The sequence below is a fragment of the Acidovorax carolinensis genome (assembly GCF_002157145.1).
Classification (GTDB): Bacteria; Pseudomonadota; Gammaproteobacteria; order Burkholderiales; family Burkholderiaceae_C; genus Acidovorax; species Acidovorax carolinensis.
On sequence record NZ_CP021361.1, the window covers coordinates 2,160,045 to 2,186,598 of the forward strand.

At 66.0% G+C, this 26,554-nt stretch carries 22 protein-coding genes and 3 pseudogenes; 21 read left to right on the top strand and 4 right to left on the bottom strand.

Translation table 11 applies throughout. The features are described 5' to 3' along the window. Nucleotides 1-35 precede the first annotated feature (35 nt). From CBP34_RS10020 to CBP34_RS10035, 4 genes are all read left to right on the top strand, one after another. Entirely contained in the window at nucleotides 36-1,010 is a 975-nt protein-coding gene (locus CBP34_RS10020) for a Bug family tripartite tricarboxylate transporter substrate binding protein (RefSeq protein WP_094097942.1), read from the top strand. A 16-nt stretch (nucleotides 1,011-1,026) separates the two neighbouring features. Continuing rightward, nucleotides 1,027-1,986: an acetaldehyde dehydrogenase (acetylating) gene (locus CBP34_RS10025; protein WP_094097943.1), complete on the top strand. Its 960-nt coding sequence runs from the start codon at nucleotides 1,027-1,029 to the stop codon at nucleotides 1,984-1,986. 11 nt (nucleotides 1,987-1,997) lie between these two features. Beyond that, on the top strand, nucleotides 1,998-3,065 hold the full coding sequence (dmpG, locus tag CBP34_RS10030; RefSeq protein WP_094097944.1) for a 4-hydroxy-2-oxovalerate aldolase: 1,068 nt from the start codon (nucleotides 1,998-2,000) through the stop codon (nucleotides 3,063-3,065). Nucleotides 3,066-3,157: 92 nt separating this feature from the next. Next, nucleotides 3,158-4,015 (top strand): alpha/beta fold hydrolase, encoded by an 858-nt coding sequence (locus tag CBP34_RS10035; protein ID WP_094097945.1) that lies wholly within the window; start codon nucleotides 3,158-3,160, stop codon nucleotides 4,013-4,015. A 69-nt stretch (nucleotides 4,016-4,084) separates the two neighbouring features. Here the strand turns inward: CBP34_RS10035 and CBP34_RS10040 are convergent, their stop codons facing one another. Further along, entirely contained in the window at nucleotides 4,085-6,472 is a 2,388-nt protein-coding gene (locus tag CBP34_RS10040) for a YgiQ family radical SAM protein (protein WP_094097946.1), read from the bottom strand. A 151-nt stretch (nucleotides 6,473-6,623) separates the two neighbouring features. Here CBP34_RS10040 and CBP34_RS10045 point away from each other — a divergent pair, with 151 nt between their 5' ends. From CBP34_RS10045 to CBP34_RS10090, 14 genes and pseudogenes are all read left to right on the top strand, one after another. Further along, on the top strand, nucleotides 6,624-7,217 hold the full coding sequence (locus CBP34_RS10045) for an IMPACT family protein (RefSeq protein WP_094097947.1): 594 nt from the start codon (nucleotides 6,624-6,626) through the stop codon (nucleotides 7,215-7,217). 242 nt (nucleotides 7,218-7,459) lie between these two features. Next, a pseudogene (locus CBP34_RS20030) lies at nucleotides 7,460-8,428 on the top strand (MASE3 domain-containing protein); the annotation flags it as partial. Between the two features lie 146 nt (nucleotides 8,429-8,574). Continuing rightward, nucleotides 8,575-10,224 carry a putative bifunctional diguanylate cyclase/phosphodiesterase gene (locus tag CBP34_RS20035; RefSeq protein WP_236748572.1) on the top strand — a complete coding sequence of 550 codons (1,650 nt, stop codon included), beginning with the start codon at nucleotides 8,575-8,577 and terminating at the stop codon, nucleotides 10,222-10,224. Nucleotides 10,225-10,462: 238 nt separating this feature from the next. Continuing rightward, entirely contained in the window at nucleotides 10,463-11,917 is a 1,455-nt protein-coding gene (locus CBP34_RS10055) for a dihydrolipoyl dehydrogenase (RefSeq protein WP_094097948.1), read from the top strand. A gap of 73 nt (nucleotides 11,918-11,990) precedes the next feature. Beyond that, entirely contained in the window at nucleotides 11,991-12,200 is a 210-nt protein-coding gene (locus CBP34_RS10060) for a YjfB family protein (protein WP_094097949.1), read from the top strand. Between the two features lie 133 nt (nucleotides 12,201-12,333). Continuing rightward, the gene (locus CBP34_RS10065; protein WP_094097950.1) at nucleotides 12,334-12,642 is read left to right on the top strand and encodes a helix-turn-helix transcriptional regulator; all 309 of its coding nucleotides are present in this window, start codon (nucleotides 12,334-12,336) and stop codon (nucleotides 12,640-12,642) included. Between the two features lie 33 nt (nucleotides 12,643-12,675). Further along, nucleotides 12,676-13,997 (top strand): annotated as a pseudogene (locus CBP34_RS10070) (type II toxin-antitoxin system HipA family toxin). A gap of 20 nt (nucleotides 13,998-14,017) precedes the next feature. Continuing rightward, a complete protein-coding gene (locus tag CBP34_RS19750) occupies nucleotides 14,018-14,716 on the top strand; it encodes a type IIL restriction-modification enzyme MmeI (protein ID WP_208616314.1) in 699 nt (232 codons plus the stop codon). Between the two features lie 68 nt (nucleotides 14,717-14,784). Next, nucleotides 14,785-15,558: a class I SAM-dependent DNA methyltransferase gene (locus CBP34_RS19755; protein WP_208616315.1), complete on the top strand. Its 774-nt coding sequence runs from the start codon at nucleotides 14,785-14,787 to the stop codon at nucleotides 15,556-15,558. Nucleotides 15,559-15,585: 27 nt separating this feature from the next. Further along, nucleotides 15,586-16,185: a DNA methyltransferase gene (locus tag CBP34_RS19760; RefSeq protein WP_208616316.1), complete on the top strand. Its 600-nt coding sequence runs from the start codon at nucleotides 15,586-15,588 to the stop codon at nucleotides 16,183-16,185. Continuing rightward, nucleotides 16,182-17,567, top strand: coding sequence for a type IIL restriction-modification enzyme MmeI (locus tag CBP34_RS19765; RefSeq protein ID WP_208616317.1), 1,386 nt, complete (start codon nucleotides 16,182-16,184; stop codon nucleotides 17,565-17,567). The genes CBP34_RS19760 and CBP34_RS19765 overlap by 4 nt, the downstream gene beginning before the upstream one ends. A gap of 294 nt (nucleotides 17,568-17,861) precedes the next feature. Beyond that, nucleotides 17,862-18,623, top strand: a pseudogene (locus CBP34_RS10080) (SDR family oxidoreductase). A 2-nt stretch (nucleotides 18,624-18,625) separates the two neighbouring features. After that, on the top strand, nucleotides 18,626-19,924 hold the full coding sequence (locus CBP34_RS10085; protein WP_094097951.1) for an MFS transporter: 1,299 nt from the start codon (nucleotides 18,626-18,628) through the stop codon (nucleotides 19,922-19,924). 478 nt (nucleotides 19,925-20,402) lie between these two features. Next, nucleotides 20,403-21,476: a sensor domain-containing diguanylate cyclase gene (locus CBP34_RS10090; protein ID WP_094097952.1), complete on the top strand. Its 1,074-nt coding sequence runs from the start codon at nucleotides 20,403-20,405 to the stop codon at nucleotides 21,474-21,476. Nucleotides 21,477-21,528: 52 nt separating this feature from the next. Here the strand turns inward: CBP34_RS10090 and CBP34_RS10095 are convergent, their stop codons facing one another. Further along, nucleotides 21,529-22,317 (bottom strand): VIT1/CCC1 transporter family protein, encoded by a 789-nt coding sequence (locus tag CBP34_RS10095; protein ID WP_094097953.1) that lies wholly within the window; start codon nucleotides 22,315-22,317, stop codon nucleotides 21,529-21,531. A gap of 734 nt (nucleotides 22,318-23,051) precedes the next feature. Between CBP34_RS10095 and CBP34_RS19770 the strand changes: the two genes are divergently transcribed. Together CBP34_RS19770 and CBP34_RS19775 are read left to right on the top strand one after the other, a co-directional pair. After that, on the top strand, nucleotides 23,052-23,267 hold the full coding sequence (locus tag CBP34_RS19770) for a hypothetical protein (RefSeq protein ID WP_208616318.1): 216 nt from the start codon (nucleotides 23,052-23,054) through the stop codon (nucleotides 23,265-23,267). A 17-nt stretch (nucleotides 23,268-23,284) separates the two neighbouring features. Further along, nucleotides 23,285-23,437 carry a hypothetical protein gene (locus tag CBP34_RS19775; RefSeq protein WP_208616319.1) on the top strand — a complete coding sequence of 51 codons (153 nt, stop codon included), beginning with the start codon at nucleotides 23,285-23,287 and terminating at the stop codon, nucleotides 23,435-23,437. A gap of 104 nt (nucleotides 23,438-23,541) precedes the next feature. Here the strand turns inward: CBP34_RS19775 and CBP34_RS10110 are convergent, their stop codons facing one another. Next, a complete protein-coding gene (locus tag CBP34_RS10110; RefSeq protein ID WP_094097954.1) occupies nucleotides 23,542-24,930 on the bottom strand; it encodes a PQQ-dependent sugar dehydrogenase in 1,389 nt (462 codons plus the stop codon). Nucleotides 24,931-25,161: 231 nt separating this feature from the next. Here CBP34_RS10110 and CBP34_RS10115 point away from each other — a divergent pair, with 231 nt between their 5' ends. Then, nucleotides 25,162-25,446: a 7(1) septoil knot domain-containing protein gene (locus CBP34_RS10115; RefSeq protein WP_086912481.1), complete on the top strand. Its 285-nt coding sequence runs from the start codon at nucleotides 25,162-25,164 to the stop codon at nucleotides 25,444-25,446. A 105-nt stretch (nucleotides 25,447-25,551) separates the two neighbouring features. Here CBP34_RS10115 and CBP34_RS10120 read toward each other — a convergent pair whose 3' ends face one another. Then, nucleotides 25,552-26,397: a fumarylacetoacetate hydrolase family protein gene (locus tag CBP34_RS10120; RefSeq protein ID WP_094097955.1), complete on the bottom strand. Its 846-nt coding sequence runs from the start codon at nucleotides 26,395-26,397 to the stop codon at nucleotides 25,552-25,554. Nucleotides 26,398-26,554 lie beyond the last annotated feature (157 nt).

Genomic DNA, 26,554 nt, shown 5'->3' on the forward strand with positions numbered 1-26,554 from the left:
CATTTTTCCCAAATTCTGTTTTGAAAGCCCACCCCATGCTGCTTCGTCGCACCCTCCTTGCCGCCCTGTCTGCCACCGCCGTTGCGGGCGTGGCCCATGCCCAGGCCCCTGCGTTCCCTTCGCGCACTGTGACCATCGTCGTGCCATTCCCAGCAGGCGGCATCACCGACACCATCGCGCGCGCGTTGGCCCAGAAAATGGCCGACACGCTGGGCAAACCCGTGATCGTGGACAACAAACCCGGCGCCGGGGGCCAGATTGCCGCATCCCAGGTCAAGCAGGCCGATGCCGATGGCCACACCGTCTACGTGGCGGCCACCGAAATGTTCGCGATCAACCAGAACCTGTTTCGCAAGTTCTCCTACGACCCGGTCAAAGACTTCGCCCCCGTCATATCGCTGATTGCATCGCCCCTGGTGCTGGTGGTGCCCAGCAATAGCCCCGCCAACTCGGTGGCCGAACTGGTGCAGCTGGCCAAATCCCGCAAGGACGGCCTGAATTTTGCCTCGCAAGGCATGGGCTCCATCGGCCATTTGCTCGGCGAGCTGTTCCGGGGCAAGACGGGCGGCCATTTCCAGCATGTGGCCTACAAGGGATCGGCGCCCGCGCTGCAGGACGTGATGAGCGGCCAGGTGGACATGATGTTTGACCCCATCATCAGCACCGGCCCGCTGATCGCCGGCAAAAAGCTCAAGCCCCTGGCCATTGCCGCCGCCAAGCGCGCCGCCCAGCTGCCCGACGTGCCCACGCTGGGTGAGCTCGGCATTCAGGGCGTGGACGCCGGCGTGTGGTTTGGTGCCGTGGTCAAGGCAGGAACGCCGGCACCGGCGATTGCCAAGCTCAACGAAGCCTTCCTCAAGGCACTGAACGAGCCCGACATCCAGAAGCGCTTTGCCGAACAAGGCATGCAGGCATTCCCCTCGACCCCCGCACAGTTCGGCAGCTTCATCCAGTCCGAAGTCGCGCGCTGGGCACCGCTGATCAAGGCCAGCGGCGCCACCATCGATTGAACACGAAAGGCCACTTATGACCCGCAAACTCAAAGCCGCCATCATCGGCAGCGGCAACATCGGCACCGACCTGATGATCAAGATCCTGCGCCACGGCCAGCACATCGAGATGGGCGCCATGGTCGGCATCGACCCGCAGTCGGACGGCCTGGCCCGCGCCGCCCGCATGGGCGTGGCCACCACGCACGAAGGCGTGGCAGGTTTGACCCGCATGCCCCAGTTCGCCGACATCGATGTGGTGTTTGACGCCACCTCCGCGTCGGCCCATGTCCAGAACGATGCCTTTTTACGCAGTTTGAAGCCCGGCATCCGCCTGATCGACCTCACGCCCGCGGCCATCGGTCCCTACTGCATCCCCGTGGTCAATGGCGAAGACCACCTCGACGCCCTGAACGTGAACATGGTCACCTGCGGTGGCCAGGCCACCATTCCCATGGTGGCCGCGGTCTCGCGCGTGGCCAAGGTGCAGTATGGCGAGATCGTGGCTTCGATCTCCAGCAAGAGCGCCGGCCCGGGCACGCGCGCCAACATCGACGAGTTCACCGAGACGACCTCCAAGGCCATCGAGGTGGTGGGGGGCGCTGCCAAGGGCAAGGCCATCATCGTGCTCAACCCGGCCGAGCCGCCGCTGATCATGCGCGACACGGTCTACACGCTCTCCGCCTTTGCCGATGAAGCCGCCATTGCCGATTCCATCGAGCGCATGGCCGCCGACGTGCAGGCCTATGTACCGGGCTACCGCTTGAAGCAAAAGGTGCAGTTCGACCGCATCGAGGGGCTGAACATTCCGGGCGTCGGCAAGAACCTCAGTGGCCTCAAAACCTCGGTGTTCCTGGAGGTGGAAGGCGCCGCCCATTACCTGCCAGCCTACGCCGGCAACCTGGACATCATGACCAGCGCCGCCTTGCGCACGGCCGAGCACATGGCCCGGCGCGTTCTGGGCGCCGAAGTCGCTGCAGCCGCCGTGGCCGCCTGAAGGAGAACCGCATGAGCACCCCTATTTCCAAGAAGATCTATATCTCTGACGTGACGCTGCGCGATGGCAGCCACGCCATCCGCCACCAGTACAGCGTGGCCCAGGCCATGCAAATCGCCAAGGCGCTGGACGACGCCAGGGTCGACTCCATCGAAGTGGCCCACGGCGACGGCCTGCAGGGCGGCAGCTTCAACTACGGCTTTGGCGCCCACACCGACATCGAATGGATCGAGGCCGTGGCCAGCGTGGTCAAGCACGCAAAGATTGCCACCTTGCTCTTGCCCGGCATCGGCACCGTGCACGACCTGAAGGCGGCTTATGACGCCGGCGCGCGCATCGTGCGTGTGGCCACGCATTGCACCGAGGCCGACATCAGCCGCCAGCACATCGAATACGCCCGCCACCTGGGCATGGAAGCCGTGGGCTTTCTGATGATGAGCCACATGCAGACGCCGCAAGGGCTGGCCGAACAAGCCAAGCTGATGGAAAGCTACGGCGCCACGGTGTGCTACGTGGTCGATTCCGGCGGGGCCTTGAGCATGAACGATGTGCGCGAGCGTTTCCGCGCCTTCAAGGATGTCCTCAAGCCCGAGACGCAAACCGGCATGCACGCCCACCACAACCTGAGCCTGGGCGTGGCCAACTCCATCGTGGCGGTGGAAGAAGGCTGCGACCGCGTGGACGCGAGTCTTGCCGGCATGGGCGCGGGCGCGGGCAATGCGCCGCTGGAGGTGTTCATTGCCGCCGCGGCCCGCCTGGGCTGGAACCATGGCTGCGACCTGTACCAGCTGATGGATGCGGCCGATGACATCGTGCGCCCGCTGCAGGACAGGCCGGTGCGCGTGGACCGCGAGACGCTGGCGCTCGGTTATGCGGGGGTGTACTCCAGCTTCCTGCGCCACAGCGAAGTGGCGGCACAAAAGTACGGCCTCAAGGCGGTGGACATCCTGGTCGAGCTGGGCAAGCGGCGCATGGTCGGGGGGCAGGAAGACATGATCGTGGATGTGGCGCTGGACCTGCTCAAGGCCCGCGAGCATGAGCGTATTCATGCGATGCCGGTGATGAGCGAAGCGGGCTGACATCACCAGCCATAAAGACTGCCAGCGCTTATCCATAAAGCGCTGGCAGCTATATTTTTTTTTACAGCAAAGTATCGATCCAAGGAATTCCCATGACCACCATCACCGAAGCCAGCACCAGCAAGTTCGTCCGCATCCAAGAAGGCGACCTGGACCTGCAACTGCACTACAACGACGTCGGCCAGGGGGCGGAGACGGTAGTCATGCTGCATGGCTCGGGCCCTGGCGCCAGCGGCTGGGCCAACTTCAACCGCAACATTGAACCGTTCGTGAACGCGGGCTACCGCGTGATCCTGATGGACTGCCCCGGCTGGAGCAAGAGCGACCCCATCGTCAACACCGGCTCGCGCTCAGACCTGAACGCCCGCGCCTTGAAGGGCCTGCTGGATGCTATCGGCCTCGACAAGGTCCATATCGTCGGTAACTCGATGGGCGCGCACAGCACCGTGGCGTTTGCGCTGGCCAACCCCGCGCGCGTGGGCAAGCTGATCCTGATGGGCGGCGGCACCGGCGGCCCCAGCCAGTTTGTTCCCATGCCCACCGAGGGCATCAAGCTGATCGGCGCGCTCTACCGCGACCCGACGATTGAAAACCTCAAGCGCATGATGAATGTGTTTGTGTACGACACAAGCCACCTCACCGACGAGCTGTTCCAGGCACGCCTTGACAACATGCTGGCTCGCCGCGACCACCTGGAAAACTTCGTCAAGAGCAGCACAGCCAACCCCAAGCAGTTCCCCGACCTGGGCCACCGCCTGGGCGAAATATCAGCCCAGACGCTGGTGATCTGGGGCCGCGACGACCGTTTTGTGCCCATGGACGTGGGCCTGCGCCTGATCTGGGGCATCCCCAATGCGCAGCTGCATGTGTTCAACCAGTGTGGTCACTGGGCCCAGTGGGAACACGCCGACACGTTCAACCGGCTGGTGCTGGACTTTCTCACGCACTGAGAGTCTGCGCGAACGCACGCAAAAAAGGCGGGCTAGAAGGCCCGCTTTTTTGCTGCTGCGCCAGGTTTCTTAGCGCGGCTTGCGCGCGGACGGCTTGGCCGCGCCGGTCACCCGCGGTGGCAGGCCGGTGTGCTGGGTCAGCAGGCGGCCTTTTTGTGGCTTGGCCGGCGTGGCGCCGGGCGCCCTGGCCGAGCCGGGCTTGGAGGGCGTGGAATTGGTGCGCCGTGCGCTCTGGTAACCGCCATCCGTCAAGGGCTGAAAGGTCGGGATCAGGTGGTGCTTGCCGTTGCCGATCAAATCGGCCCGGCCCATGGCCTTGAGCGCCTCGCGCAGCAGCGGCCAGTTGTTCGGGTCGTGGTAGCGCAAAAACGCCTTGTGCAGGCGCCGGCGCTTGTCGCCGCGCACGATGTCCACCGACTCGCTGTCGCGCGTGATCTTGCGCAGCGGGTTCTTGTTGCTGTGGTACATGGCCGTGGCGGTGGCCATGGGGCTGGGGTAGAAGGTCTGCACCTGGTCGGCGCGAAAGCCGTTCTTTTTCAGCCAGACGGCGAGGTTCATCATGTCCTCGTCGCTCGTGCCGGGGTGCGCGGCGATGAAGTACGGAATCAGAAACTGCTTCTTGCCCGCCTCTTCGCTGAACTTCTCGAACATCTGCTTGAACTTGTCATAGCTGCCGATGCCCGGTTTCATCATCTTGGTGAGCGGCCCCTGCTCGGTGTGCTCGGGTGCGATCTTGAGGTAGCCGCCCACGTGGTGCTGCACCAGCTCTTTCACGTATTCAGGGCTTTTCACGGCCAGGTCGTAGCGCAGGCCCGAGCCGATGAGGATTTTCTTGATGCCCTTGAGCGCCCGGCCACGGCGGTAGATTTTGATCAGCGGATCGTGGTTGGTGCCCAGGTTCGAGCAGATGCCCGGATACACGCAGCTCGGCTTGCGGCAGGCGGCCTCGATCTCGGGGCTCTTGCAGCCCAGGCGGTACATGTTGGCCGTGGGGCCGCCCAGGTCGCTGATGGTGCCGGTGAAGCCCTTGACCTTGTCGCGGATGTCCTCGATCTCCTGGATGATCGAATCTTCACTGCGGCTCTGGATGATGCGGCCCTCGTGCTCGGTGATCGAGCAAAAGGTGCAGCCGCCAAAGCAGCCGCGCATGATGTTGATCGAAAAACGAATCATCTCCCACGCCGGGATCTTGGTTGCGCCGTCGTGGCTGCCGTTTTCGTCGGCGTAGCTCGGGTGCGGGCTGCGGGCGTAGGGCAGATCGAACACATAGTCCATCTCGGCCGTGGTCAGCGGGATGGGGGGCGGGTTGATCCACACGTCGCGCGCCGTCACACCTTCACCATGCGCCTGCACCAGCGCGCGGGCGTTGCCGGGGTTGGTCTCCAGGTGCAGCACGCGGTTGGCGTGGGCATACAGCACCGGGTCGCTCTTGACCTGCTCGTAGCTGGGCAGGCGGATCACGCTGCGGTCGCGCGGCGGCACCTTGAGCTTGGCCTTGAGCGCCGGGTTGGCCACGAACAGCATGGGCTGGATGGCGGGGTTGGGCTCGGCAGATTGTGGGTCTTTTTGGCCTCCAGCGCTTATTCCAACTGCGCTAGCAGCTACAGAATCAGTAGCATCGTCCTTGCTGCAACTGCTGCCTTGCGATGCTGCCTGCTCGCTGGTCGTCATATAAGGATTGACGTGGGCCTCCACGCGGCCGGGCTCGTCCACGCTGGTGGAGTCGATCTCGAACCAGCCTTTGCCGCTTGCATCGTCGGGCCGGCGCACAAAGGCCGTGCCGCGCACATCGGTGATCTGCTCGACCGGCTCGCGCGCGGCAATGCGGTGCGCCACCTCGACCAGCGCGCGCTCGGCGTTGCCATACAGCAGCAGGTCGCACTTGGCGTCCACCACAATGGAACGGCGCACCTTGTCGCTCCAGTAGTCGTAGTGCGCAATGCGGCGCAGGCTGCCTTCGATGCCGCCCAGCACGATGGGCACGTCCTTGTAGGCCTCGCGGCAGCGCTGGCTGTAAACGATGGCGGCGCGGTCGGGGCGCTTGCCGCCCACGTCGCCAGGGGTGTAGGCATCGTCGCTGCGGATTTTTCGGTCAGCCGTGTAGCGGTTGATCATCGAATCCATGTTCCCGGCCGTCACGCCCCAGAACAGGTTGGGCTTGCCCAGCGCCTTGAAGGGCTCGGCACTCTGCCAGTCGGGCTGGGCAATGATGCCCACGCGAAAACCCTGCGCTTCCAGCACCCGGCCAATCACCGCCATGCCAAAGCTCGGGTGGTCCACGTAGGCGTCACCCGTCACCAGCACTATGTCGCAGCTGTCCCAACCCAGTTGCTCCATCTCGGCGCGGCTCATCGGCAAAAACGGGGCCGTGCCAAAGCGCTTGGCCCAGTACGGTCGGTAGCTGGTCAAGGGCTTTGCGGCGCGCGCAAAAAAGGAGACGTCAACGGGGGCGTTCATGCGGGGAGGTGCGGCCGCCCATGGTCATCTTGGGGCATGGTGGGGCGCGGTCGTGGTGGGTAACCCGCGATTTTACGGCGCCAGGCCAATTTTGTCGCTTTGCCCGGCACATGTCCCTGCCAGGGCATCCCCAGGGTTAAGCTCGCGCCCCATGCCCCAGACCCTGGCCGCGCCCGCCCACAGCGAAATCATCATCAAGAAAAGCCGCTTCATCGGCTGCGTGCAACCCATGGCCGACCGCGCCAGCGCCCAGGCCCATGTGGATGCGCTGTGGAAGCAGCACCCCGGCGCGGCCCACATCTGCTGGGCGCTGCTGGCGGGCGGGCAATCGGCCGCGGTGGACGACGGCGAACCCGGCGGCACCGCCGGGCGCCCCATGCTCGATGTGCTGCGCCACCAGGACCTCGAGGGCGTGCTGGCCACCGTGGTGCGCTACTTTGGCGGCGTCAAGCTGGGTGTGGGTGGCCTGGTGCGCGCCTACACCGACTGCGTGGCCCAGGCCTTGCTCACCGCACCCAAGGTGCAACGGCAGCGCATGGCCACGCTGCAATGCCTGGTGCCCTATGCACTGGAAGGCCTGGTGCGCCGCGAGATCGAGGCAGCGGGCGCCGAACTGCTTGATGTGCAACATGGCTCGCTCGTCACCCTGCAGCTGCGCCTGCCCGAAGCCCAGGCCAGCGCTTTTATGCAGCGCGTCAACGACCATGGCCACGGCCGCGTCGGCTGGCCCGGTCCGGCGGACTGACTGCGCGGTCATTAAACACACCATTACAAACACTACACTTGCACACAGCCTTACTTCACCCCAACCGCCGCCACCCCAGGTGACAGGCACCCCACCCGCCCATGCTGATACACCCCAGCCACCAGCCAGCAGCCCGCCAAGCCACCCGCTCCGTGGGCGTCCTTTTGGTGCTGCTGTTGGTGGTGATGGGGCTGCCCTCCCTGCCCGGCATGAAGGGCGTGGCGCACTACCTGCCCCTGCACATGGCGCTGGAGACGCTGGCGATCGTGGTGGCAGCGCTCACATTTGGGGTCGTCTGGAGTGCACGGCATGAGCAATTGCCACGCAACGCGCTGGTGCTGGGCTGCGCCTTCCTGGGTGTAGGTTTGCTCGATTTCAGCCACATGCTGTCTTACAGCGGCATGCCCGACTTCATCACCCCCAGCTCGCCCGAAAAGGCCATCCATTTCTGGCTCGCCGCGCGGCTGCTGAGCGCGCTGGCCTTGCTCGCGGTGGCCGGGCTGCCCTGGAGTACCAGCGCCTCGCGGACGTACGTGGTGACGCTGGTGGCCCTGGTGGTGGTGCTGGTGGCAGCCCTGCACTCGCTGTTCTTCTTTGCACCGCATCTTGTGCCCGAAACCTTCGTGCAAGGCCAAGGGCTTACCGCATTCAAGATCGGTTTCGAATACGCGCTGATGGCTCTTTACCTGGCCGCCGCCGCACTCCTGCTGTGGCACATGGGCCGGCCACGCAGCTTCAACGCCAGCGGCCTGTTTGCCGCAGCGTGCGTCATGGGTCTCAGCGAGTTTTTCTTCACCCGCTACACCGGCGTGACCGACATCTACAACATGACGGGCCACTTCTACAAGGTGCTGGCCTACGCATTTTTGTACCGCGCTGTCTTTGTTGAGACGGTGCAGCAGCCCTACACCCTGCTGCGCGCCTCGCAACGGCAGCTGCAGGCCACGCTCGATGCACTGCCAGACCCGCTGCTGGAGATCGACGACGAGGGGCGCTATGTGGATGTGCGCGCTGGCCACGTCGGTAGTCTGGCGGCCCCCATTAATCAGTTGCTGGGCAAGAACCTGCAAGAAGTCCTGCCTGCCGAAAGCGCCCGCATCACTCTTGCAGCCCTGGACGAAGCGCGCCAGCAAGGCTTCTCCCGGGGCAGCGTGGTGGCCTTGCAAGTACCCGATGGCAACCGGTGGTTTGAGTTGTCGGTGGCGCGCAAAGCCCCGCAGCCGGGCCAGGACCCGACCTTCGTGGTCATCTCGCGCGACATCACCCAGCGCCTGGAAAGCGACGAGGCGATGCGCAAGCTCTCGCTGGCCGTATCCCAAAGCCCCTGCCCATCGTCATCACCGACCTGCAGGGATGCATCGAATTTGTCAATGACGCCTTCACCCGCTCCAGCGAATACACCGCCGACGAAGTGCTGGGTAAAAACCCGCGCATCCTGCAGTCGGGCAAAACGCCCTCGGCCACCTACCAGGGCATGTGGGACCAGCTCACCCAGGGCAAGCCTTGGCAGGGTGAGTTGACCAACCGCAGCAAGAGCGGGCGCGAGTTCACCGAATCGGTGCTCATTTACCCGGTGCGCAATGCCGAGGGCGTGGTCACCAACTACCTCGCCCACAAAGAAGACATCACCGAGCGCAAACTGGCCGCCGAGCGCATCCAGCAGCTCTCGCACCATGACCAGCTCACCGGCCTGCCCAACCGTGTCATGCTAGGCAAGCACTTTGACTATGTGATCAGCCAAACCAACGCCCTGGCCGTGCTGTGGATCGACCTCGACCGGTTCAAGGACGTGAACGACTCGCTGGGCCACAACGCGGGCGACCTGCTGCTGCTGGAAATCTCCCAGCGCCTGCGCACCAGCCTGCAAGACAACGCCACGCTGTCGCGCCACTCGGGCGATGACTTTGTCGCCCTGCTGCCCCACACCAGCCAGGACGAAGCTGCCAAGCTCTGCACCCGTTTGCTCGACGTGCTGGCGCAGCCGGTGCAGGTGGCGGGGCAGGAAATTTTTCTGACCGCATCCATTGGCATCGCCATCTCGCCCAATGATGGCCGCGAGCTCGAGGCCCTGCTCAAAAATGCCGAAATCGCCATGTACCGCGTCAAGGACGACGGCCGCAACAGCTACCGCTTCTTCACGCCCGAGATGCAGGTGCACTCATCGCGCGCGCTGGCCCTGAGCAACGCCCTCAAACAGGCCCTGCCGCGCAACGAACTGCACCTGGTTTACCAGCCGCAGGTGTCGCTGCACGATGGCCGCATCATCGGCGCCGAAGCCCTGCTGCGCTGGAACCACCCGCAATGGGGTGTGGTGTCGCCCGCCGAATTCATTCCGCTGGCCGAGGCCAACGGCTTCATCGTGCCCATTGGCGAATGGGTGCTGCTCACCGCGCTGCGCCAGTTGCGCGCCTGGCTCGACACCGGCCTGCCCATGATGACCGTGGCGGTCAACCTCTCGGCGGTGCAGTTTGGCCAAGCCGGGCTGACCGACATGGTGAGCCAGCTGCTGCGCCAGACCGGCGTGCCGCCCGAAGCGCTGGAACTGGAGCTGACCGAAGCCGTGGCCATGAAGACCCCGGAAGTTGCCGCCCAGAAGATGCAGGAGTTGAGCCAGCGCGGCATCCGCCTGTCCATCGATGACTTTGGCACCGGCTACTCGTCGCTCAGCTACCTCAAGCGCTTCAACATCAACCAGCTCAAAATCGACCAGTCGTTCGTGCGCGACATCGGCACCGACACCGACGACCAGGCCATTGCCACCGCCATCGTCCAGATGGCCCACAGCCTGGGCATGACCACCATCGCCGAAGGCGTGGAAACCGCAGAGCAACTGGACTTTCTGCGCGCGCGCGGCTGCGACCAGGTGCAGGGCTACCACTACAGTCGCCCACTGCTGCCCGAGCATTTCGAGGCCTTCGTGCGCGCCAACCTGCAGGCACGCAAGCAAAAGCCCACCCCATCGGCACAGGCCAATATTCGGGCCCACGCGGTCGAAACAGCTACATAAAATATAGCTGCAGGCGCTCTGCCAGCAAGCGGTTAAGCCCAATAAAACTGGATGAGCGACTTCATTTCGATCTCTCACGCCGTCCGTTCGGGCTGAGCCGGTCGAAGCCAGGGCACGGCGCGTGCCCAACGCCCGCCTTGCAGCCCCCCACCGCCACGCGCACTGCCTGTGCGCCTACAAGCCGCCCGGCCGCTGCGCCCGCACACTGCAGCTTTCTCGGCCCCTGGGGAGACACCGCATGAGCCAACCGCTCGACACCGTCATCATCGGCGCAGGCACGGCAGGCCTGGCCGCGCTGCGCGAAGTGCGCAAGCGCACCGACCGCTACCTCATCGTCAACGAAGGCCCCTGGGGCACCACCTGCGCGCGCGTGGGTTGCATGCCGTCCAAGGCGCTCATCGAAGCGGCCAACGCCTTTCACCGCCGCCACACGTTCGACGCATTTGGCCTGCGCGGCGCCACGGGCCTGAGCGCCGACATTGCCGCCGTGCTGCAGCGTGTGCGCAGCCTGCGCGACCAATTTGTGGCCGGTGCCCTGCAAGCCACCGAAACGCTGGGCGCAGCCCGCATTGCAGGCAGCGCCACCGTGCTGGGCCCCAACGCGGTAGACATTGACGGCACCACCTACGCCACGCGCAGCATCATCATCGCCACCGGTTCACGCCCCCGCGTGCCCGATGAATGGCTGGCGTTTGGCGACCGCATGCTCACCACCGACACCCTGTTTGAGCAGCCCATGCTGGGCCCGCGCATGGCCGTGATCGGCATGGGTGTGATTGGCGTGGAGATTGCGCAGGCGCTGGCCCGCCTGGGCATCGAGGTGGCTGCCTTCACCACCAGCCCCAACCTGGCCGGCCTGAAAGACCCCGCGCTCAACGCCGAGCTGGCCGCCCTGCTCAAGCACGAAATGGTGCTGCATACCGGCGCCCCGGCCGAGCTGCGCGAAGTGGCGGGCGGCATCGAGGTACGCAGCGGCCCCAACCGCGTGGTGGTGGACCAGGTCATCGCCGCCATGGGCCGCGTGCCCAACATCGAGCACCTGGGCCTGCAGGCACTGGGGGTGCCGCTCAACCCGCGCGGCATGCCCGCCGTCAACCCGCAAACCCAGCAGATCGGTGACCTGCCGGTTTTCCTGGCCGGCGACGCCAACGCCCATGCCCCGCTGCTGCACGAGGCCGCCGACGAAGGCCACATTGCCGGCATCAACGCCATGGCCTGCGCTCTCGCACCTGCTGCGGCGCCTGCGGTTGCGCCCACGCGCTTTCAGCGCCGCACACCGCTGACCATTGTGTTTTGCGATCCGCAGGTGGCCGTAGTGGGCCAGCGCCTGGCCGACCTGGACAGCGCCCACACCGTCACCGGCACCGTCCGTTTTGAAAACCAGGGCCGCGCCCGCGCCGCCCAGCGCAACCACGGGCGCCTGCAGGTGTATGCCGACCGCACCACGGGTCGCCTGCAAGGCGCCGAAATGTGCGCCCCCGAAGCCGAGCACATGGCCCACCTGCTGGCCCTGGCCGTGCAACAAAAGCTCACGGTGCATGAGCTGCTGGGCATGCCGTTCTACCACCCGGTGCTGGAGGAAGGCCTGCGCACCGCGCTGCGCGACGCGGCACGCCAGCTGGCCGATGCTGCCAATGCGCCCGAGTCCGACCTCGCCTCGTGCCCCGCCCTGGGCGTTCCGGCGCTGGAGTGACCGCAAAGGTGTAACACCCCTCCAGCGCGGCGCCCGGTTGCCGATAACAAGACAACAAATCAAGGAACCCCGCATGGACGTCGGCCTCACCAACAGCATCGTCAGCACCTCCACCGCCCTGGCCAGCCGCCAGACGTCGGATGCCATCCACATCACCGTGCTGAAAAAAGCCCTGGACGTGCAGGCCAGCGCCGCAGCCACCTTGCTGCAGGCCCTGCCCCAACCCCAGCCCGCCCTGGCAACATCGGGCACGCTGGGCACCCAGGTCAACACATTCGCATAAGCCAATCCACGGGCTTGTTGCACCCCCAACCTCTCCAAGGTAACCCCTCACAGACCGCCCACCCAGGCGGTCTTTTTTTGTCAGTTGGCTACTTAAAATATACATTTTTAATAAAAAGCGTATATTCACGATCATGCACAACGACCTGATCACCACCCTGGCCGCCGCCCGCAAGGCCCAACACATCACCCAGGCCCAGCTGGCCGAAAGCGCGGGCCTTTCGCGCATGACGGTGCAGCGCACCGAAGGCGGCGACCTCGACCCCCGCTACTCCACCCTGGCCGAAATGGCGCGCGTGCTGGGGCTGGACATCATTGCCGTGCCCAGCAGCCTGCGGCCCATCCTGCAAACGTTCATCCAGTCGGGCGGAAAGTTTTTGGGCCAGCCCGAGGGCGTGGATGCGCCGCCCTCAGTGGTGGACAGCCTCAGTCGCCCCGGTTGATCCATCCCGCCCAGGATGATGATCGGCACCACCATGTCCACCTCCATCCGCTACCTGCGCCTGTACCTGCACCGCCCCGCGCTGGCCAGCGGCGCGCCGGGCGGCCGCGAGGCCATTGGCTACCTCTCGCAATATGGCGACATCCTGCGCGTGTCGTTTGACGAGGCCTACATCCGCAACCCGCAGCGCCCCACGCTGTCGCTCAGCTACCAGGGCGCCGACGAGGCCGCCACGCAGCAAATTCTGGGCTCGGTGCGCGATGCGCGGCTGGTGCGCACCGACGGGCGCTGGCCGGTGTATTTTCAGAACCTGCTGCCCGAGGGCCACAACCGCGAGCGCCTCGCGCGCGAGCGCGGCTGCAGCCCCGACGACGAGTTCGAGCTGCTGGCCGCCGCTGGCCACGACCTGATGGGCGCGCTGGAGGTAGAGCCCGTGCCCGCGCAAGACGGCATACCCGATGTAGTGCGCCACTGGCACACCACGCAGGGCCTCGATGTGCTCGAGCCCGGCTTTGTCGAATACCCCGTGGAAGACGCCGCCTCGCTGCCCGGCGTGGTCACCAAGTTCAGCGCCGTGCAGGATGGCCGCCGCTACACCGTGCACCGCCAGGGCGCGGCGGGCAGCGTGATCTTGAAGCTGCCCACCACCACCCACCCCGACCTGGTGGCCAATGAATACACCGGCTACCAGCTGTGCAAGGCGCTGGGCCTGCACTGTGCCGATGCCCGCATCATCACCCGCGCCCAGGCCGACCTGCCCGCCACCGTGCCCTTCAACGACATCTTGGCCGTGCAGCGCTTTGACCACCTGCCCGGCGGCGCCCGCGTGCACATGGAAGAGTTCAACCAGGTGCTGGCGTACACCCCGCGCCAGAAATACGGCAAAGGCATCCAGCAAGACTGGGCCACCATGCTGCGCGTGCTCAACCGCCTGAGCAGCCAGCCCGTGCAGGACACGCGCGAGTTTCTGGCCCGCATGGTGGCCTTCATCCTCATGGGCAACACCGACGCGCATTTAAAAAACTGGGCCCTCATCTACCCCGACGGCCGCACGCCCCAGCTCGCCCCGGTGTACGACCCGGTGTGCGTGGCCGCGTTTTTTGATGGCGTGCCCGAGGCCCAATACGCCGTCAACCGCGCCATCGACCGCACCCTGCGCGCCTTCACCTGGCACGACATGCAGGCCCTGCTCAAGTCCGCCGGCCTGCTGCGCGTGCCCAGGCACCTGGCTTTGTTACGGGATGTAGTTAGACTGGCGCAGGCCGACTGGCCGCAACTGCTGCACACCGCCCGCCCGCCATGCAGCGCACCGTGCTGCAGCGCCTGCAAGGCGGCGCCACCGCCCTGGGCCTTTGACCTTCGCTGACCCCCATTGCATGACTTCTACAGCCACCGCCGCCATCGACGCCACCGCCACCCAGGCCTTCATCCAGCGCTGGCAGCACAACACCGCCAGCGAGCTGGCCACCGCGCAAAGCTTTGTGATGGACCTGTGCGCCCTGCTGGGGGTGGACAAACCCCACCCCACGCCCGAGCAAACCTACATGTTCGAGCGCCCGGTAACGTTTGCCCATGGCGACGGCAGCACCAGCGCCGGCCGCATCGACTGCTACCGGCGCGGCCACTTCGTGCTCGAGGCCAAAAAGCTCAAGGCCGGCAGCCACACCAAAGGCTTTGACGACGGCCTGCTGCGCGCCCGCAGCCAGGGCGAGGCCTACGCCCGCGCCCTGCCCGGCACCGAAGGCCGCCCGCCCTTTGTGCTGGTGGTGGACGTGGGCACCGTCATCGAGGTGTATGCCGAGTTCAGCAAAACCGGCGGCACCTACACCCCTTTCCCCGACCCGCGCAGCCACCGCCTGCAGCTCACCGACCTGGCCCGCCCCGAGGTGCAAGACCGCCTGCGCCGCATCTGGACCGACCCCGACAGCCTGAACCCCGCCCGCATCAGCGCCCAGGTCACCCGCGACGTGGCCGCGCTGCTGGCGCGCCTCGCCAAGTCGCTCGAAACCAGCCGACCAGCCGACCAGCCGACCAGCCGACCAGCCGACCAGAATTTTCGCAAAATACCGATCTAGCGCAACATAGTAAAGCGTTTATAGCTCCTGAAAAAGTAGCAAATTTTCTCACGCGCTGCCTGTTTTCCATGTTTGCGGAGGACGTCGAGCTGCTGCCCAAAGGCGCCTTTCTGGGCCTGCTGCAAACCCACCGCGACGACCCGGCCACGCTGCAGCACATGCTGCGCATTCTGTGGGCCGACATGGACCGGGGCGGCTTCAGCGCCGCGCTGGCCAAGCCCGTGCTGCACTTCAACGGCAAGCTGTTCAAGGGCGCAGGCGAAGACGGCTACAGCCTGTTGCTCACGCCCGAGCAGATCGACCTGCTGATAGCCGCCGCCAAGTCCAACTGGCGCGAGGTCGAGCCCGCCATCTTCGGCACCCTGCTGGAGCGCGCCCTCGACCCCGCCGAGCGCCACGCCCTGGGCGCGCACTACACGCCCCGCGCTTACGTAGAGCGCCTGGTGCTGCCCACCGTGATCGAGCCTCTGCGCGCCGACTGGGCCAACGCCCAGGCCGCCGCCCTGGTGCTGGCGCACGAAGCCGCCGCGCTGCAAGGCAAAGCGATGGAAGCCAAACTGGCCGAGGCCCGCGCCGAGGTGAAAAAATTCCACCACCAGCTGTGCACCACCCGCGTGCTCGACCCCGCCTGCGGCAGCGCCAACTTTTTGTACGTGACGCTGGAACACCTGAAGCGCCTGGAGGGCGAAGTCGTCAACCAGCTTGAAGCATTGGGGCACACCCAAGACCAGCTCGGCTTTGAAGGCGAAACCGTCACGCTGCAGCAACTGCGCGGCATCGAGCTGAACGAACGCGCCGCCGCCCTGGCCGAACTGGTGCTGTGGATTGGCTACCTGCAATGACACATCCGCACCCGAGGCAACGCCGCCGTGGCCGAACCCGTGGTGCACAACTACGGCAACATCGAATGCCGCGACGCCGTGCTGGCCTGGGACGCGCAAGAACTGGCGTATGACGACGCCGGCCAGCTGCTCAGCCGCTGGGACGGCACCACGTTCAAGACCCACCCCGTGACGGGCGAGCAGGTGCCCGACGAAGCCGCGCAGGTGCCGCAGTGGCGCTATGTAGGCGCCCGGCAGGCGCAGTGGCCGCAGGCGGATTTCATTGTGGGGAACCCGCCGTTCATTGGCGCCGCCAGCATGCGCGCTGCCCTGGGCGATGGCTATGTGCAAGCCCTGCGCGGCGCCTGGCCCGAGGTGCCCGAGAGCGCAGACTTTGTAATGTTCTGGTGGCACCACGCCGCCGCGCAAGTGGCAGCAGGTCACACGCGGCGCATGGGGCTCATCACCACCAACAGCCTGCGCCAGACCTTCAACCGCCGCGTGGTGCAGGCCGCGCTGGACAAGGGCACGCACCTGGAAATGACCGTTCCCGACCATCCGTGGGTGGATGGCGCCAACGGCGCCGCCGTGCGCATTGCCATGACCGTGCTGGCACCCGGTGCGGGCGAGGGCTGCTGTTCACCGTGACGGACGAACAGCCCGGTGAACACGGGGAAGTGGCCGTGCAACTGGCTGAGCGCGCCGGGCTGGTTCATGCCGATTTGAGCGTGGGCGCCAATGTGGCAGCGGCCCAACCGTTGCAGGCCATGGCAGGCATTTCGTCGCCCGGCGTCAAGCTCCACGGATCTGGCTTTCTGGTCACGCCCGCAGAGGCTGCTGCTCTTGGAAGCTCCGCACTTGTTCACGACTACCGCAATGGGCGTGACCTGACCGACAAGCCGAGAGGGGTTCGCATCATTGACGCCTTTGGTCTGGATGCAGAAACACTACGCGCTCAACACCCAGCGATATACCAATGGCTACTGGAGCGGGTGAAACCAGAGCGCGACCAAAACAACCGGGCCACTTATCGCGACAACTGGTGGATTTTTGGAGAACCACGCAGAGAACTGCGCCCCGCATTGGCCGGCCTGCCCCGCTACATCGCCACCGTCGAAACCTCCAAGCACCGCACCTTCCAGTTCCTCGATGCCAGCATCCTGCCGGACAACATGCTGATTGCCATCGCCGTGAACGATGCGCTGGCGCTGGGCGTTCTGTCGAGCCAGTTGCACACAGAATGGGCGCTGGCAACCGGCGGCACGCTGGAAGATCGCCCGCGCTACAACAAATCCCGCTGCTTCGAAACCTTCCCCTTCCCCGACGAAGACACCGGCCTGACCCCGCAGCTCCGCGAGCGCATCGCGCAGCTCGCCGAGCAGATCGACGCTCACCGCAAGCGCGTGCTGGCGCCCGAAGCGGGCCACACCGGCCTCACGCTCACCGGCATCTACAACGTGCTGGCCGCCCTGCGCGAAGGCCGGGCACTCACCGCCAAAGAGAAAACCCAGCACGCCCAGGGCCTGGTGGGCGTGCTGCGCGAGCTGCACGACGAGCTGGACGCCGCGGTGCTGGCCGCCTACGGCTTGCCCGCCACGGCCAGCACCGACGACATCCTGGCCCACCTGGTGCAGCTCAACACCCAGCGTGCGCAGGAGGAAGCCCAGGGCCGCGTGCGCTGGCTGCGGCCTGACTTTCAAAATCCGCAAAATTCAGTGCAAAAACAGGAGCTGCTGCCGCAGGAAGAACAAGCGCCAGAGGCTGATTTGGACAGTGAAAAATCGCTATCAAAACCAGAGCAAACCAAACCCCAGCAGCTCCCCTGGCCCCCCACCCTGCCCGAGCAAGTGCGCGCCGTGGCTGATGCGCTGGCCGCCAGCCCGATACCGCTCACATTGAACGCCATCGAGCAGCGCTTCAAGGGCCGTGGCCCCTGGAAGAAGGGCCTGCCCACCCTGCTGCAAACGCTGGAAGCCCTGGGCCGCGCGCAGGCGGTGGCCACCGGGGGCGAAGTGGCGTGGCGGGGGTGATGCGCCGCGCTGCGCCGCGTGTCGCCATCCGAGGCATGGCGACACCAAAAGGCAAAGGGCCAAGCACACATTAGCTATATGGATGGAACGGTGAAGTCGAATTTTGCAAACTACCGGCACAATCGTCCTGCTGGTAATATAAATACAGGCCTGCGGAACAACCCACCGGCCCACTGAACCCCGCCTTTTGAAGACTCTCTGCAGCTCCGATGAAAGGCATTGACTGTCGGCCCCGCAGTTTTGCGTAATGGCGGTCTGTTCAGCCTCTTCAATTCAACCCAGGAGAGTTTCATCATGACCCAACGCGTACTTATCACCGCCGGCGCCGGCGGCATCGGCCTGGCCATTGCCAAGGCCTTCGTGGCCAACGGCGCGCGCGTGCACATTGCCGACGTGAATGCCGAGGCGGTGCAGCAAATTACCCAAAGCAACCCCGGCATTACCGGCAGCGTGGGCGACATCAGCAAGGCCGCCGACCTGGACACCCTGTTCAACGATGTGCAGGCCCAGCTGGGCGGGCTGGATGTGCTGGTCAACAACGCGGGCATTGCCGGCGCCACCGCACCCGTGGCCGATTACCCCATGGACACCTGGAATGCGGTGGTGGGCATCAACCTGACGGGTACCTTCATGGTGACGCAGCGGGCCATTCCGTTGCTCAAGGCATCGGGCGCGGGCTCTATCCTGGTGATGTCTTCGCTGGCCGGGCGCTTTGGCTATGCCAACCGGGTGGCGTATTCCACCACCAAGTGGGGCCTGGTGGGCTTTACCAAAACCTTGTCGCTATAGCTGGGGCCGCTGGGCATCACCGCCAACAGCATTCACCCCGGCGCCGTGGACGGGCCGCGCATTCAATCGGTTTTTGAGGGGCGGGCCAAGGTGTCGGGCCGCACGGTGCAGGAAGAAACCGATCTGGCGCTGGCCAACCAGTCGGTCAAGAAGTTCATCAACCCGGCGGACATTGCCGCGCTGGCGGTGTTTCTGGCAGGCCCCCACGCCCGCACGATTTCGGGCCAGATGTTCCCGATTGATGGGGACTCGAAGGCAGCGAGCTGATCATGGCGGCCACCCCCAACACCCCGTCCGCCTCGGTGGGCGCGGCAACAAAAAGTGCCGCGGGCGCAGCGGCCACGCCGCCCCGTGGGCTGTGGCAGGGCCGCGCAGCCATTTTGATCGGGCTGGTGCTGCTGGGCATTGGCCTGCGCCATGCGGTCACGGGCCTGTCGCCGTTGCTTTCCGACGTGCGCGAAGCGCTGGGCATGGGCACGGCGGGCGCCACGCTGATCGGCATGCTGCCCACGCTGTGCTTTGGCGCGGCGGGGTTTCTGGCCCCGGTCGTCGTGCGCAAGATCGGCGCCGAGCAGACCGCGCTGCTGGCCGTGGCCCTGGCCGCCGCGGGCACGCTGGCGCGCCCCTTTGTCGGCAGCGCGCCGGTCTTCATCGCACTGAGCGTGGTGGCCCTGGTGGGCATGGGCATGGGCAACGTGGTGGGCGCGCCGCTGGTCAAAAAGTATTTTCCTGACCGGCAGGCCAGCATGGTGACGGTGTTCGCGCTGCTGATGCAGGCGGGTGCCACGCTGCCCGCCATGACGGCCATCCCGGTGGCCAACGCCTTGGGCTGGCAGGCCTCGCTGGCGTCATGGGGGGTGTTGTCGCTGGTGGCGGTGGTGCCGTGGGCCATTCAGCTGTTGAAAATGCGCAGCGCCCAGCCCGGCGCAGCGCAGGCGGGGGCCGCCGCCGCCGCGCCCGCCACGCAAAAACTGGGGCTGGCCCAGCTCGTGACCAGCCCGGTGGCGCTGGGCACGGCGCTGTTTTACGCCATGGCGTCGCTCAACATCTACGCCATGCTGGCCTGGCTGCCCACCATCTTGCAGCAGCACCTGGGGCTGGACCGCAATGCCGTGGGCGTGGCGTTCTCGGTTTACACCTTCATGACGCTGCCCATGGCTTTTGTCACGCCGCTGATCGCCAACAAGCTCAAAAACCCCATGCCCCTGGCCGCCTTGCTGGCAGCAGCAGGGCCGCTGGGCTACCTGGGCATGATCTTTGGCGTGGGGCCGGCCTGGCTGATGACGCTGGTGGCGGGCCTGGCGGGCGGTGCGTTTCCGCTGGCCATTGCCATGTTCAACCTGCGCACCCGCACCACCATGGGTTCGGCGTCCATCGCCGGTTTTGCCATGGGCATTGGCTACCTGGCGGGCACGCTGGGGCCGTTGCTGGGCGGCTGGCTGTATGCCGTGTCGGGCAGCTGGACAACGCCGCTGTGGGTGTATGTGGCCACCGTGGTGCCCATGGCCATCGGCGGCATGATGATGGCCCGGCCAGGGCGCTATCTGGAAGACAAGTTCGGCGGGTAAACGCCTGGCTTGAACCGCCGCAAAGCACCCTGCGCACCGCTGTGGCCCCGGCCGCAGGGTGCGCAGTGCACGTTGGGCCCCATCGAACCGCACGTCAAAGGCCCGGGCCCCTGGAAATAAATGCCTGCCCATGCTGCGGCAAACGCTGGAGGCCCTGGGCCGCGCGCAGGGCGTGGCCACCGGGGGCGAAGTGGCGTGGCGAGGGTAATGCGATTGCTCTTGGTTTGATAGCTGTTAGCGCTCATCCACAAAGCGCTGGCGGCTATTTTTGGTGATATTCGACATGCCAGCGTGCAACGCCGGCCGCCCCGAGCCCGTTAACGGGCTGCACCCAAAGCGCGCGCCGGCTTCGGCCAGCGCAGCCCGAACGGCTGTGGCTTTACCCGAACGGTGAGATGCGCGGGGCCCAGGGAGCCATAGGCCCTTGATCCATCCGGCGAATATGTAACAACCTCAGACCTCATTGTTACGATGCGCCATGGAATCAAAACCCACGACCCCTGCTGATGCAGCCCAGATCCAGGCGGCCCTGACCGACCCAAGGCGCCTGGCTGCGGTGCGTGACACCGGCTTGCTGGACACCCCGCCTGAAGAGGTTTTTGACCGGCTGACCCGCCTGGCGGCCAAGCTCACGGGGGCGCCCGTCACCTTTGTGTCGCTGCTGGACGCAGACCGCGATTTCTACAAAAGCGCTTATGGCCTGGGCACCACCCGCCAATTGAGCGGGCGCACGTTTTGCCACTATCCACTGGTGTCGGGGCAGGCGCTGATCCTGGAAGACGTCACGCAACTGCCCGTTTTTCGGGATGTGCCCACGGTGAAGTCGCTGGGAATCAGGGCCTATGCCGGCATTCCGCTGCGCACTGAAAGCGGCGAAGTGCTGGGCAGCTTTTGCGCCGTGGATTTCAAGCCCAAACAGTGGACCGAGCAGGACGTGGAGATCATCTCCGAGCTGGCGCACTCTGCCATGCGCGAAATCAGACTGCGCATGGCGTTGAAGGACGCCAGCGCGCTCAACCAGCAGTTGCAGGCGCAGATTCAAAAAGTCGATGCGCTGAACCGGGCACTCAGCGAAATGGCCACCACCGACGCGCTGACCGGCGTGGCCAACCGGCGTGCCTTTGACCACAGCCTTCAGCTGGAGCTGGCCATTGTGGAGCGCAGGGGCACGCCGCTGAGCCTGCTGATGCTGGACGTTGATCACTTCAAACGCATCAACGACACCTACGGCCACGAAGCCGGAGACAAAGTGCTGGTGGCCATCGCCCAGTTGCTGGGCGGCTGCGCCAGGGTGATCGACGTGGTGGCGCGGGTTGGGGGCGAAGAGTTCGCGGTGATCCTTCCCAACACCGACGCCGGGGGCGCCCACGAAGTTGCCGAACGCATGCGCAGCGCCGTGGCCCGGTCGAACTGGCTGGGGCAGCCCACCACGGTCAGCATTGGCGCCGCCACGCTGCACGACAAGGAAGATGCCGCCAGCCTGTATGCCCGGGCCGATGCAGCGCTGTACGCCGCAAAAACAGCGGGACGCGACCGCGTGGCGATGGCGTAGGGGCGCTTGCGCTGGGGCGGCAAACAGCCCCGCAGCTCACGGAGCGTTCACTTCAAAAAATATAGCTGCCAGCGCTTATCCGATAAGCGTTTACGCCTTGTTTCACCCCTAACCCGGCGCCAAACCCCGCATTACCCCACCGGCGCCCCGAACAGCGCCCCACACCTGCCGTGATGGCCATGGCCAGCGCGCCCCAGAAGGTGACGCGCCAGGCGCCCACCAGCACGCCCGCGCCGCCCGTGCGCGCGGCCACGCCGCCCAGCAGGGCCAGAAACACCAGCGCGGTGCCGGCCACCCAATACAGCAAGCTGCTGGCGGGCGCCACGGCGGCCACCACCAGCGGCAAGGCGGCGCCGGCGGCAAAGGCGGCGGCCGAGGTAAGCGCGGCCTGCACGGGGCGGGCCGTCATGGCGCTGGAGATTTCGAGCTCGTCGCGCGCATGGGCGCCCAGCGCGTCGTGTTCCATCAGCTGCCTGGCGACCTGCTGCGCCAGCGCGGCGTCCAGCCCCCGGCGCTCGTAGATGCTGGCCAGCTCGCGCACCTCGGCGGCGGGGTCGGTGGCCAGCTCGCCGCGCTCGCGGTCGAGGTCGGCTTTTTCGGTGTCGGCCTGCGAGTGCACCGACACATATTCGCCCGCCGCCATCGACATGGCCCCGGCCACCAGCCCGGCCACCGCCGTCATCAAAATGGTGGACTGGCTGGCCTGCGCCGCCGCCACGCCCACCACCAGGCTGGCGGTGGACACGATGCCGTCGTTGGCCCCCAGCACGGCGGCGCGCAGCCAGCCAATGCGGTCGGTGCGGTGGCGTTCAGGGTGAAGGCGGCGTGTGGCAGAGCTCATGGGGCGTGTCTTTGTGGAAATGGTGAAGGCTTGCAGGGTATGGGGCAATCGGGTGGGGAGTCAACCGAGCGAGGCGTTATCGACCCGGCTCTTGGCAGTCGGCAATACCGTTCGGGCCCTGCTGGTCGAAGTCCTGCGCCATTTTCAGGGCGAACGGTCAGCGACCAGATCAACAGGAGAGGCCCGCATTCGGAACAACCCCTCCTTGCCCATCCCAATCGGTAGGTTCTGCGGCATAAATAACATCCGGCTACATGCATATAAACTGACTGCTTCACCCACAACCCAGGACCCCAAATGAGAACCCTCATAGCAATGTTTATCCTTGCAGCCGCTACAACGGGCTGCGCCGTATACACACCATCCGGTGCCGTAGTGGTTGACCCATCGGGGCCACACGATTCGGGCAAAGGCAAGTTTTGCCCTCCTGGCCAGGCGAAGAAGGGCAATTGTTAAGAAGGGCCCGCATCACCGTCGCGCATCCGCAGTAGTGCGGATCGGGATGGGCCGCAAGGCGTCTTTCTGCTGCCAATGGCGGGGCTATTGGCAAGAATAGCAACACGGCAGATCGCCCGAGGGCGCGCTGCCGCCGACCGCAGGGAGTGATGCAGTTCATCCTTCAGGGTTGCATTTGGAAATGCGAACGCGCACCATGGCTGCTCTGACGGCCCCCAGCCTCGAGCCGAGCTGGCTGGTGGGGCCGCCTGCTACGGCTCGGCATGGTGGAGGCTCTCATGATCCGCATGGTGCTGGGGCTGGGTCTTGCGTTGCTGGTGCCCTGCGCAGGGGCGCAGGACGCTGTAGCGACCGATGGCGACAAATACAAGGTGGTGCTGGAAAACCCCTGCGTGCGCGTGCTCGACTACCGCGACCAGCCGGGCGAGAGGACGCACCAGCATCACCACCCCGCCTTTGTGCTGTATGCGCTGGGCCCTTTGAGCGCACGCTGACGCTGCCCGATGGCAAGGTGCTCAGGCGCAGCTTCAAGGCGGGCGATGTGATGTGGTCGGACGCACAGACGCACATTGGCGAAAACATTGGCACCACGCCCACCCATGTGCTGATCGTGGAGCTGAAAGGCGCACCGGCTGCCGACAGCGGGGCGTGCGCCGCGCGGTAGCTGGCATCGCAATTCACTACATTATTAATAGCTGGTTGCGCTTTATGGACGGGCGCTACAGGCGCTAAAGACCCGATTCCTATCGCATTGCCCCAGTGCCGCGCTCACGGTGCCGGGGCACGGGTCACCCGCCACACCGCGTTGCCCACATCGTCGGCCACCAGTAGTGCGCCGCGCGGGTCGACAGCCACGCCCACGGGGCGGCCCCAGGCCTTGCCGTCAGGGCTGACAAAGCCGGTGAGCACATCAATCGGCAAACCCACCGGCTGGCCGTTGGCAAACGGCACAAACACCACCTTGTAGCCGCTGCGGGGTTTACGGTTCCACGAGCCGTGCTCGCCCACAAAGGCGCCGCTGGCCAGTGTGGGCAACAACGCCGGGCCGGTGGCAAACGCCAGGCCCAGCGGGGCGACATGCGAGCCCAGCGCGTAGTCGGGCGCAATGGCCTTGGCCACCAGGTCGGGCCGGGGCGGCTGCACGCGCGGGTCCACGTTCTGGCCGTAGTAGCTGTAGGGCCAGCCGTAAAAAGCGCCGTCTTTCACCGAGGTGAGGTAGTCGGGCACCAGGTCGTTGCCGAGTTCGTCGCGCTCGTTCACCACCGTCCACAGCGCGCTGGTGTCGGGTTGCCAGCCCAGGCCGTTGGGGTTGCGCAGGCCCGAGGCAAACACGCGGTGGGCGCCGGTGAGGCGGTCTACTTCCCAGATGGCGGCGCGGCCGGCTTCGGCGGCCATGCCGTTTTCGCCAATGTTGCTGTTGGAACCCACGGTGACATAAAGCTTGCTGCCGTCGGGGCTGGCAATGAGGTTCTTGGTCCAGTGGTGGTTGATGGGGGCTGCGGGCAGGTCGAGCAGCTTGGTGCCGGGGCTGGTGATGGCGGTCTGGCCGCTTTGGTAGTCAAAGCGCAGCACCGCATCGGTGTTGGCCACATACAGGGCGTTGCCGACCAGCGCCATGCCAAACGGCGAGTGCAGGTTCTGCAAAAAGGTGGTGCGGGTTTCAGCGATGCCGTCGCCATCGGCATCGCGCAGCAGGGTGATGCGGTTGGCCGAGGGCACTGCCGCACCGGCGCGCTTCATCACCAGGCCGGTGATCCAGCCTTTGATGCCCCCGGCGCTGGCTGGCTTGGCAGGCGCGTTGCTCTCGGCCACGAGCACGTCGCCATTGGGCAGCACCAGCACCCAGCGCGGGTGGTCAAGCCCCGTGGCCAGCGCCGTCACGCGCAGGCCGTTCATGGGCGTGGGCTGGGTGCCGGCGGGCCAGCCCACCGCTGGCGCAATGAGCACGGTGGGAACGGTGGAATGCACGGGTGGCGGCAGCGTGGGCGTTGGGCCCATGCCCGCCTCGGGCGGCAGGGGGGCGGGCTCGGCGCAGGCGCCCAGGGCGGTGATGGCCACCACGGCCAGCAGCTTGCCCAGCCGCCACTGGCCAAGGCCCTGGCCACGGTGCTGCGTGCCACCGGAGCGGTGCGTTGCGTGACGGTGAGAATTCAGCATGGCGGGCCTTGAGGCGCAGCGCATGGGCTGCATCGCATGGCAGTGTGGCCTGCGGCGGGCGCACCGGCATGTCAGCCTGCGGCGCAAACCGCTGTCAGCATTTTCACCCTGGCATGCCCCGGCACGGGTAACCACCGCTGCGCGGCGTGGCGGGGTTGGCCACCATGCAGCCAGCGGTGCGGTCCGATAACATGTACGCGTTGGGTTTCACCCTTTCGCAGGAGGTTGCGCATGGCAAAGATTCTGGTGGCAGCGCTGGCAAGCAAGGCCGACGCAAGCGTGTTTGAAGTGCCTTTTGAGACCCAGGCAGACCTGTGCTGGTATGAACTGCCATTCCGCCAGCAGGCCGAGGGTGACGCGCAGTGGTGCTTTGTGGATTACGAGGCCGATGCCACGTTCAAGATCTTCCGCGTGAAATACGCCACCCAGGCCGACATCAAGACCTTCAAGGTCAAATACCCCGAGCAGGCGGGCTGGCGCAACAAGTCGCACCGGCTGCGCGGGCAAATCGGCTGAGGGGCTGGTGGCCTGTGCGCCAGCCTGATGGCGATGGCCTTGCCGGCTGAGGCCGCCCGGCGCCAGGGCCAGCGGCCTCTTTCACCCCGATGCGGGCCCCTGCCCTCAGCCGCCCACGCAGGTCTGGGTTTGCTCGCCCAGCCCGGTGGCGCCCAGCCGCATCACGTCGCCGGGCTTGAGGAACCAGGGCGCGGGCTTCTGGCCCAGGCCCACACCGGCGGGAGTGCCCGTCAGCACGATGTCGCCGGGCTCCAGTGTCATGAACTGGCTGATGTAGGACACCACGGTGGGCACGCCAAAGATGAAGTTGCGCGTGTTGCCGTTTTGCACGCGCTGGCCGTTGACCTCCAGCCACAGGTCGATGGCGTGCGGGTCGGGCACCTCGTCGGCCGTCACCAGCCAGGGGCCGATGGGGGCGAAGGTGTCGTAGCTCTTGCCCTTGTCCCACTGGCCGCCGCGCTCGGTCTGCCAGGCGCGCTCGGATACGTCGTTGGCCAGCACGTAGCCCGCCACATGCTGCAGCGCGGCGCCTTCGCTGACGTGGCTGGCCCGGGTGCCGATGACGATGCCCAACTCAACCTCCCAGTCGGTCTTGCGCGCGCCGGGCGGAATGCGCACCGCGTCATTCGGGCCGCTCAGGGCGGTAATGGCTTTCATGAACAGCACGGGCTCGGCGGGCGCCTGCATGCCAGCTTCGAGCGCGTGGTCGGCATAGTTCAGCCCCACGCAGACGATCTTGCCCACACCCGCCACCGGGCACGCCAGGCGCGGCGCACCCGCCACGGCGGGCAGGCGGCTGGTGTCGAGCGCCGCCAGGGCCGACAAGGTGCGCGGGCCAAGCTGGGCAGGGCCCAGTTCAGGCAACAGCATCGACAGATCGCGCAGCACGCCTTGGGCATCCAGCACGCCGGGGCGCTCGGCGCCGGGTTGACCATAACGAACCAGTTTCATGGGTGTGTCCTTGTATGTCTGCGTTGCCGAATCGTCGCAGGTGGTCGGCGGCGCGGCAGCTTCCTATCCTAGTCCAGCGGCACCGCGCCGGTGCCGGTGATCTGCTGCTGCGCACGCGCGCCACCCATCAGCAATCATGATGCCCCTGTCGCCGTTC

Bases quoted from the DNA above. Each gene is read 5' to 3' on its own strand.
- CBP34_RS10020 (WP_094097942.1), top strand. From the start codon at position 36: ATGCTGCTTCGTCGCACCCTCCTTGCCGCCCTGTCTGCCACCGCCGTT.
- CBP34_RS10025 (WP_094097943.1), top strand. From the start codon at position 1,027: ATGACCCGCAAACTCAAAGCCGCCATCATCGGCAGCGGCAACATCGGC.
- dmpG (WP_094097944.1), top strand. From the start codon at position 1,998: ATGAGCACCCCTATTTCCAAGAAGATCTATATCTCTGACGTGACGCTG.
- CBP34_RS10035 (WP_094097945.1), top strand. From the start codon at position 3,158: ATGACCACCATCACCGAAGCCAGCACCAGCAAGTTCGTCCGCATCCAA.
- CBP34_RS10040 (WP_094097946.1), bottom strand. From the start codon at position 6,472: ATGAACGCCCCCGTTGACGTCTCCTTTTTTGCGCGCGCCGCAAAGCCC.
- CBP34_RS10045 (WP_094097947.1), top strand. From the start codon at position 6,624: ATGCCCCAGACCCTGGCCGCGCCCGCCCACAGCGAAATCATCATCAAG.
- CBP34_RS10055 (WP_094097948.1), top strand. From the start codon at position 10,463: ATGAGCCAACCGCTCGACACCGTCATCATCGGCGCAGGCACGGCAGGC.
- CBP34_RS10060 (WP_094097949.1), top strand. From the start codon at position 11,991: ATGGACGTCGGCCTCACCAACAGCATCGTCAGCACCTCCACCGCCCTG.
- CBP34_RS10065 (WP_094097950.1), top strand. From the start codon at position 12,334: ATGCACAACGACCTGATCACCACCCTGGCCGCCGCCCGCAAGGCCCAA.
- CBP34_RS19750 (WP_208616314.1), top strand. From the start codon at position 14,018: ATGACTTCTACAGCCACCGCCGCCATCGACGCCACCGCCACCCAGGCC.
- CBP34_RS19755 (WP_208616315.1), top strand. From the start codon at position 14,785: ATGTTTGCGGAGGACGTCGAGCTGCTGCCCAAAGGCGCCTTTCTGGGC.
- CBP34_RS10085 (WP_094097951.1), top strand. From the start codon at position 18,626: ATGGCGGCCACCCCCAACACCCCGTCCGCCTCGGTGGGCGCGGCAACA.
- CBP34_RS10090 (WP_094097952.1), top strand. From the start codon at position 20,403: ATGGAATCAAAACCCACGACCCCTGCTGATGCAGCCCAGATCCAGGCG.
- CBP34_RS10095 (WP_094097953.1), bottom strand. From the start codon at position 22,317: ATGAGCTCTGCCACACGCCGCCTTCACCCTGAACGCCACCGCACCGAC.
- CBP34_RS19770 (WP_208616318.1), top strand. From the start codon at position 23,052: ATGATCCGCATGGTGCTGGGGCTGGGTCTTGCGTTGCTGGTGCCCTGC.
- CBP34_RS10110 (WP_094097954.1), bottom strand. From the start codon at position 24,930: ATGCTGAATTCTCACCGTCACGCAACGCACCGCTCCGGTGGCACGCAG.
- CBP34_RS10115 (WP_086912481.1), top strand. From the start codon at position 25,162: ATGGCAAAGATTCTGGTGGCAGCGCTGGCAAGCAAGGCCGACGCAAGC.
- CBP34_RS10120 (WP_094097955.1), bottom strand. From the start codon at position 26,397: ATGAAACTGGTTCGTTATGGTCAACCCGGCGCCGAGCGCCCCGGCGTG.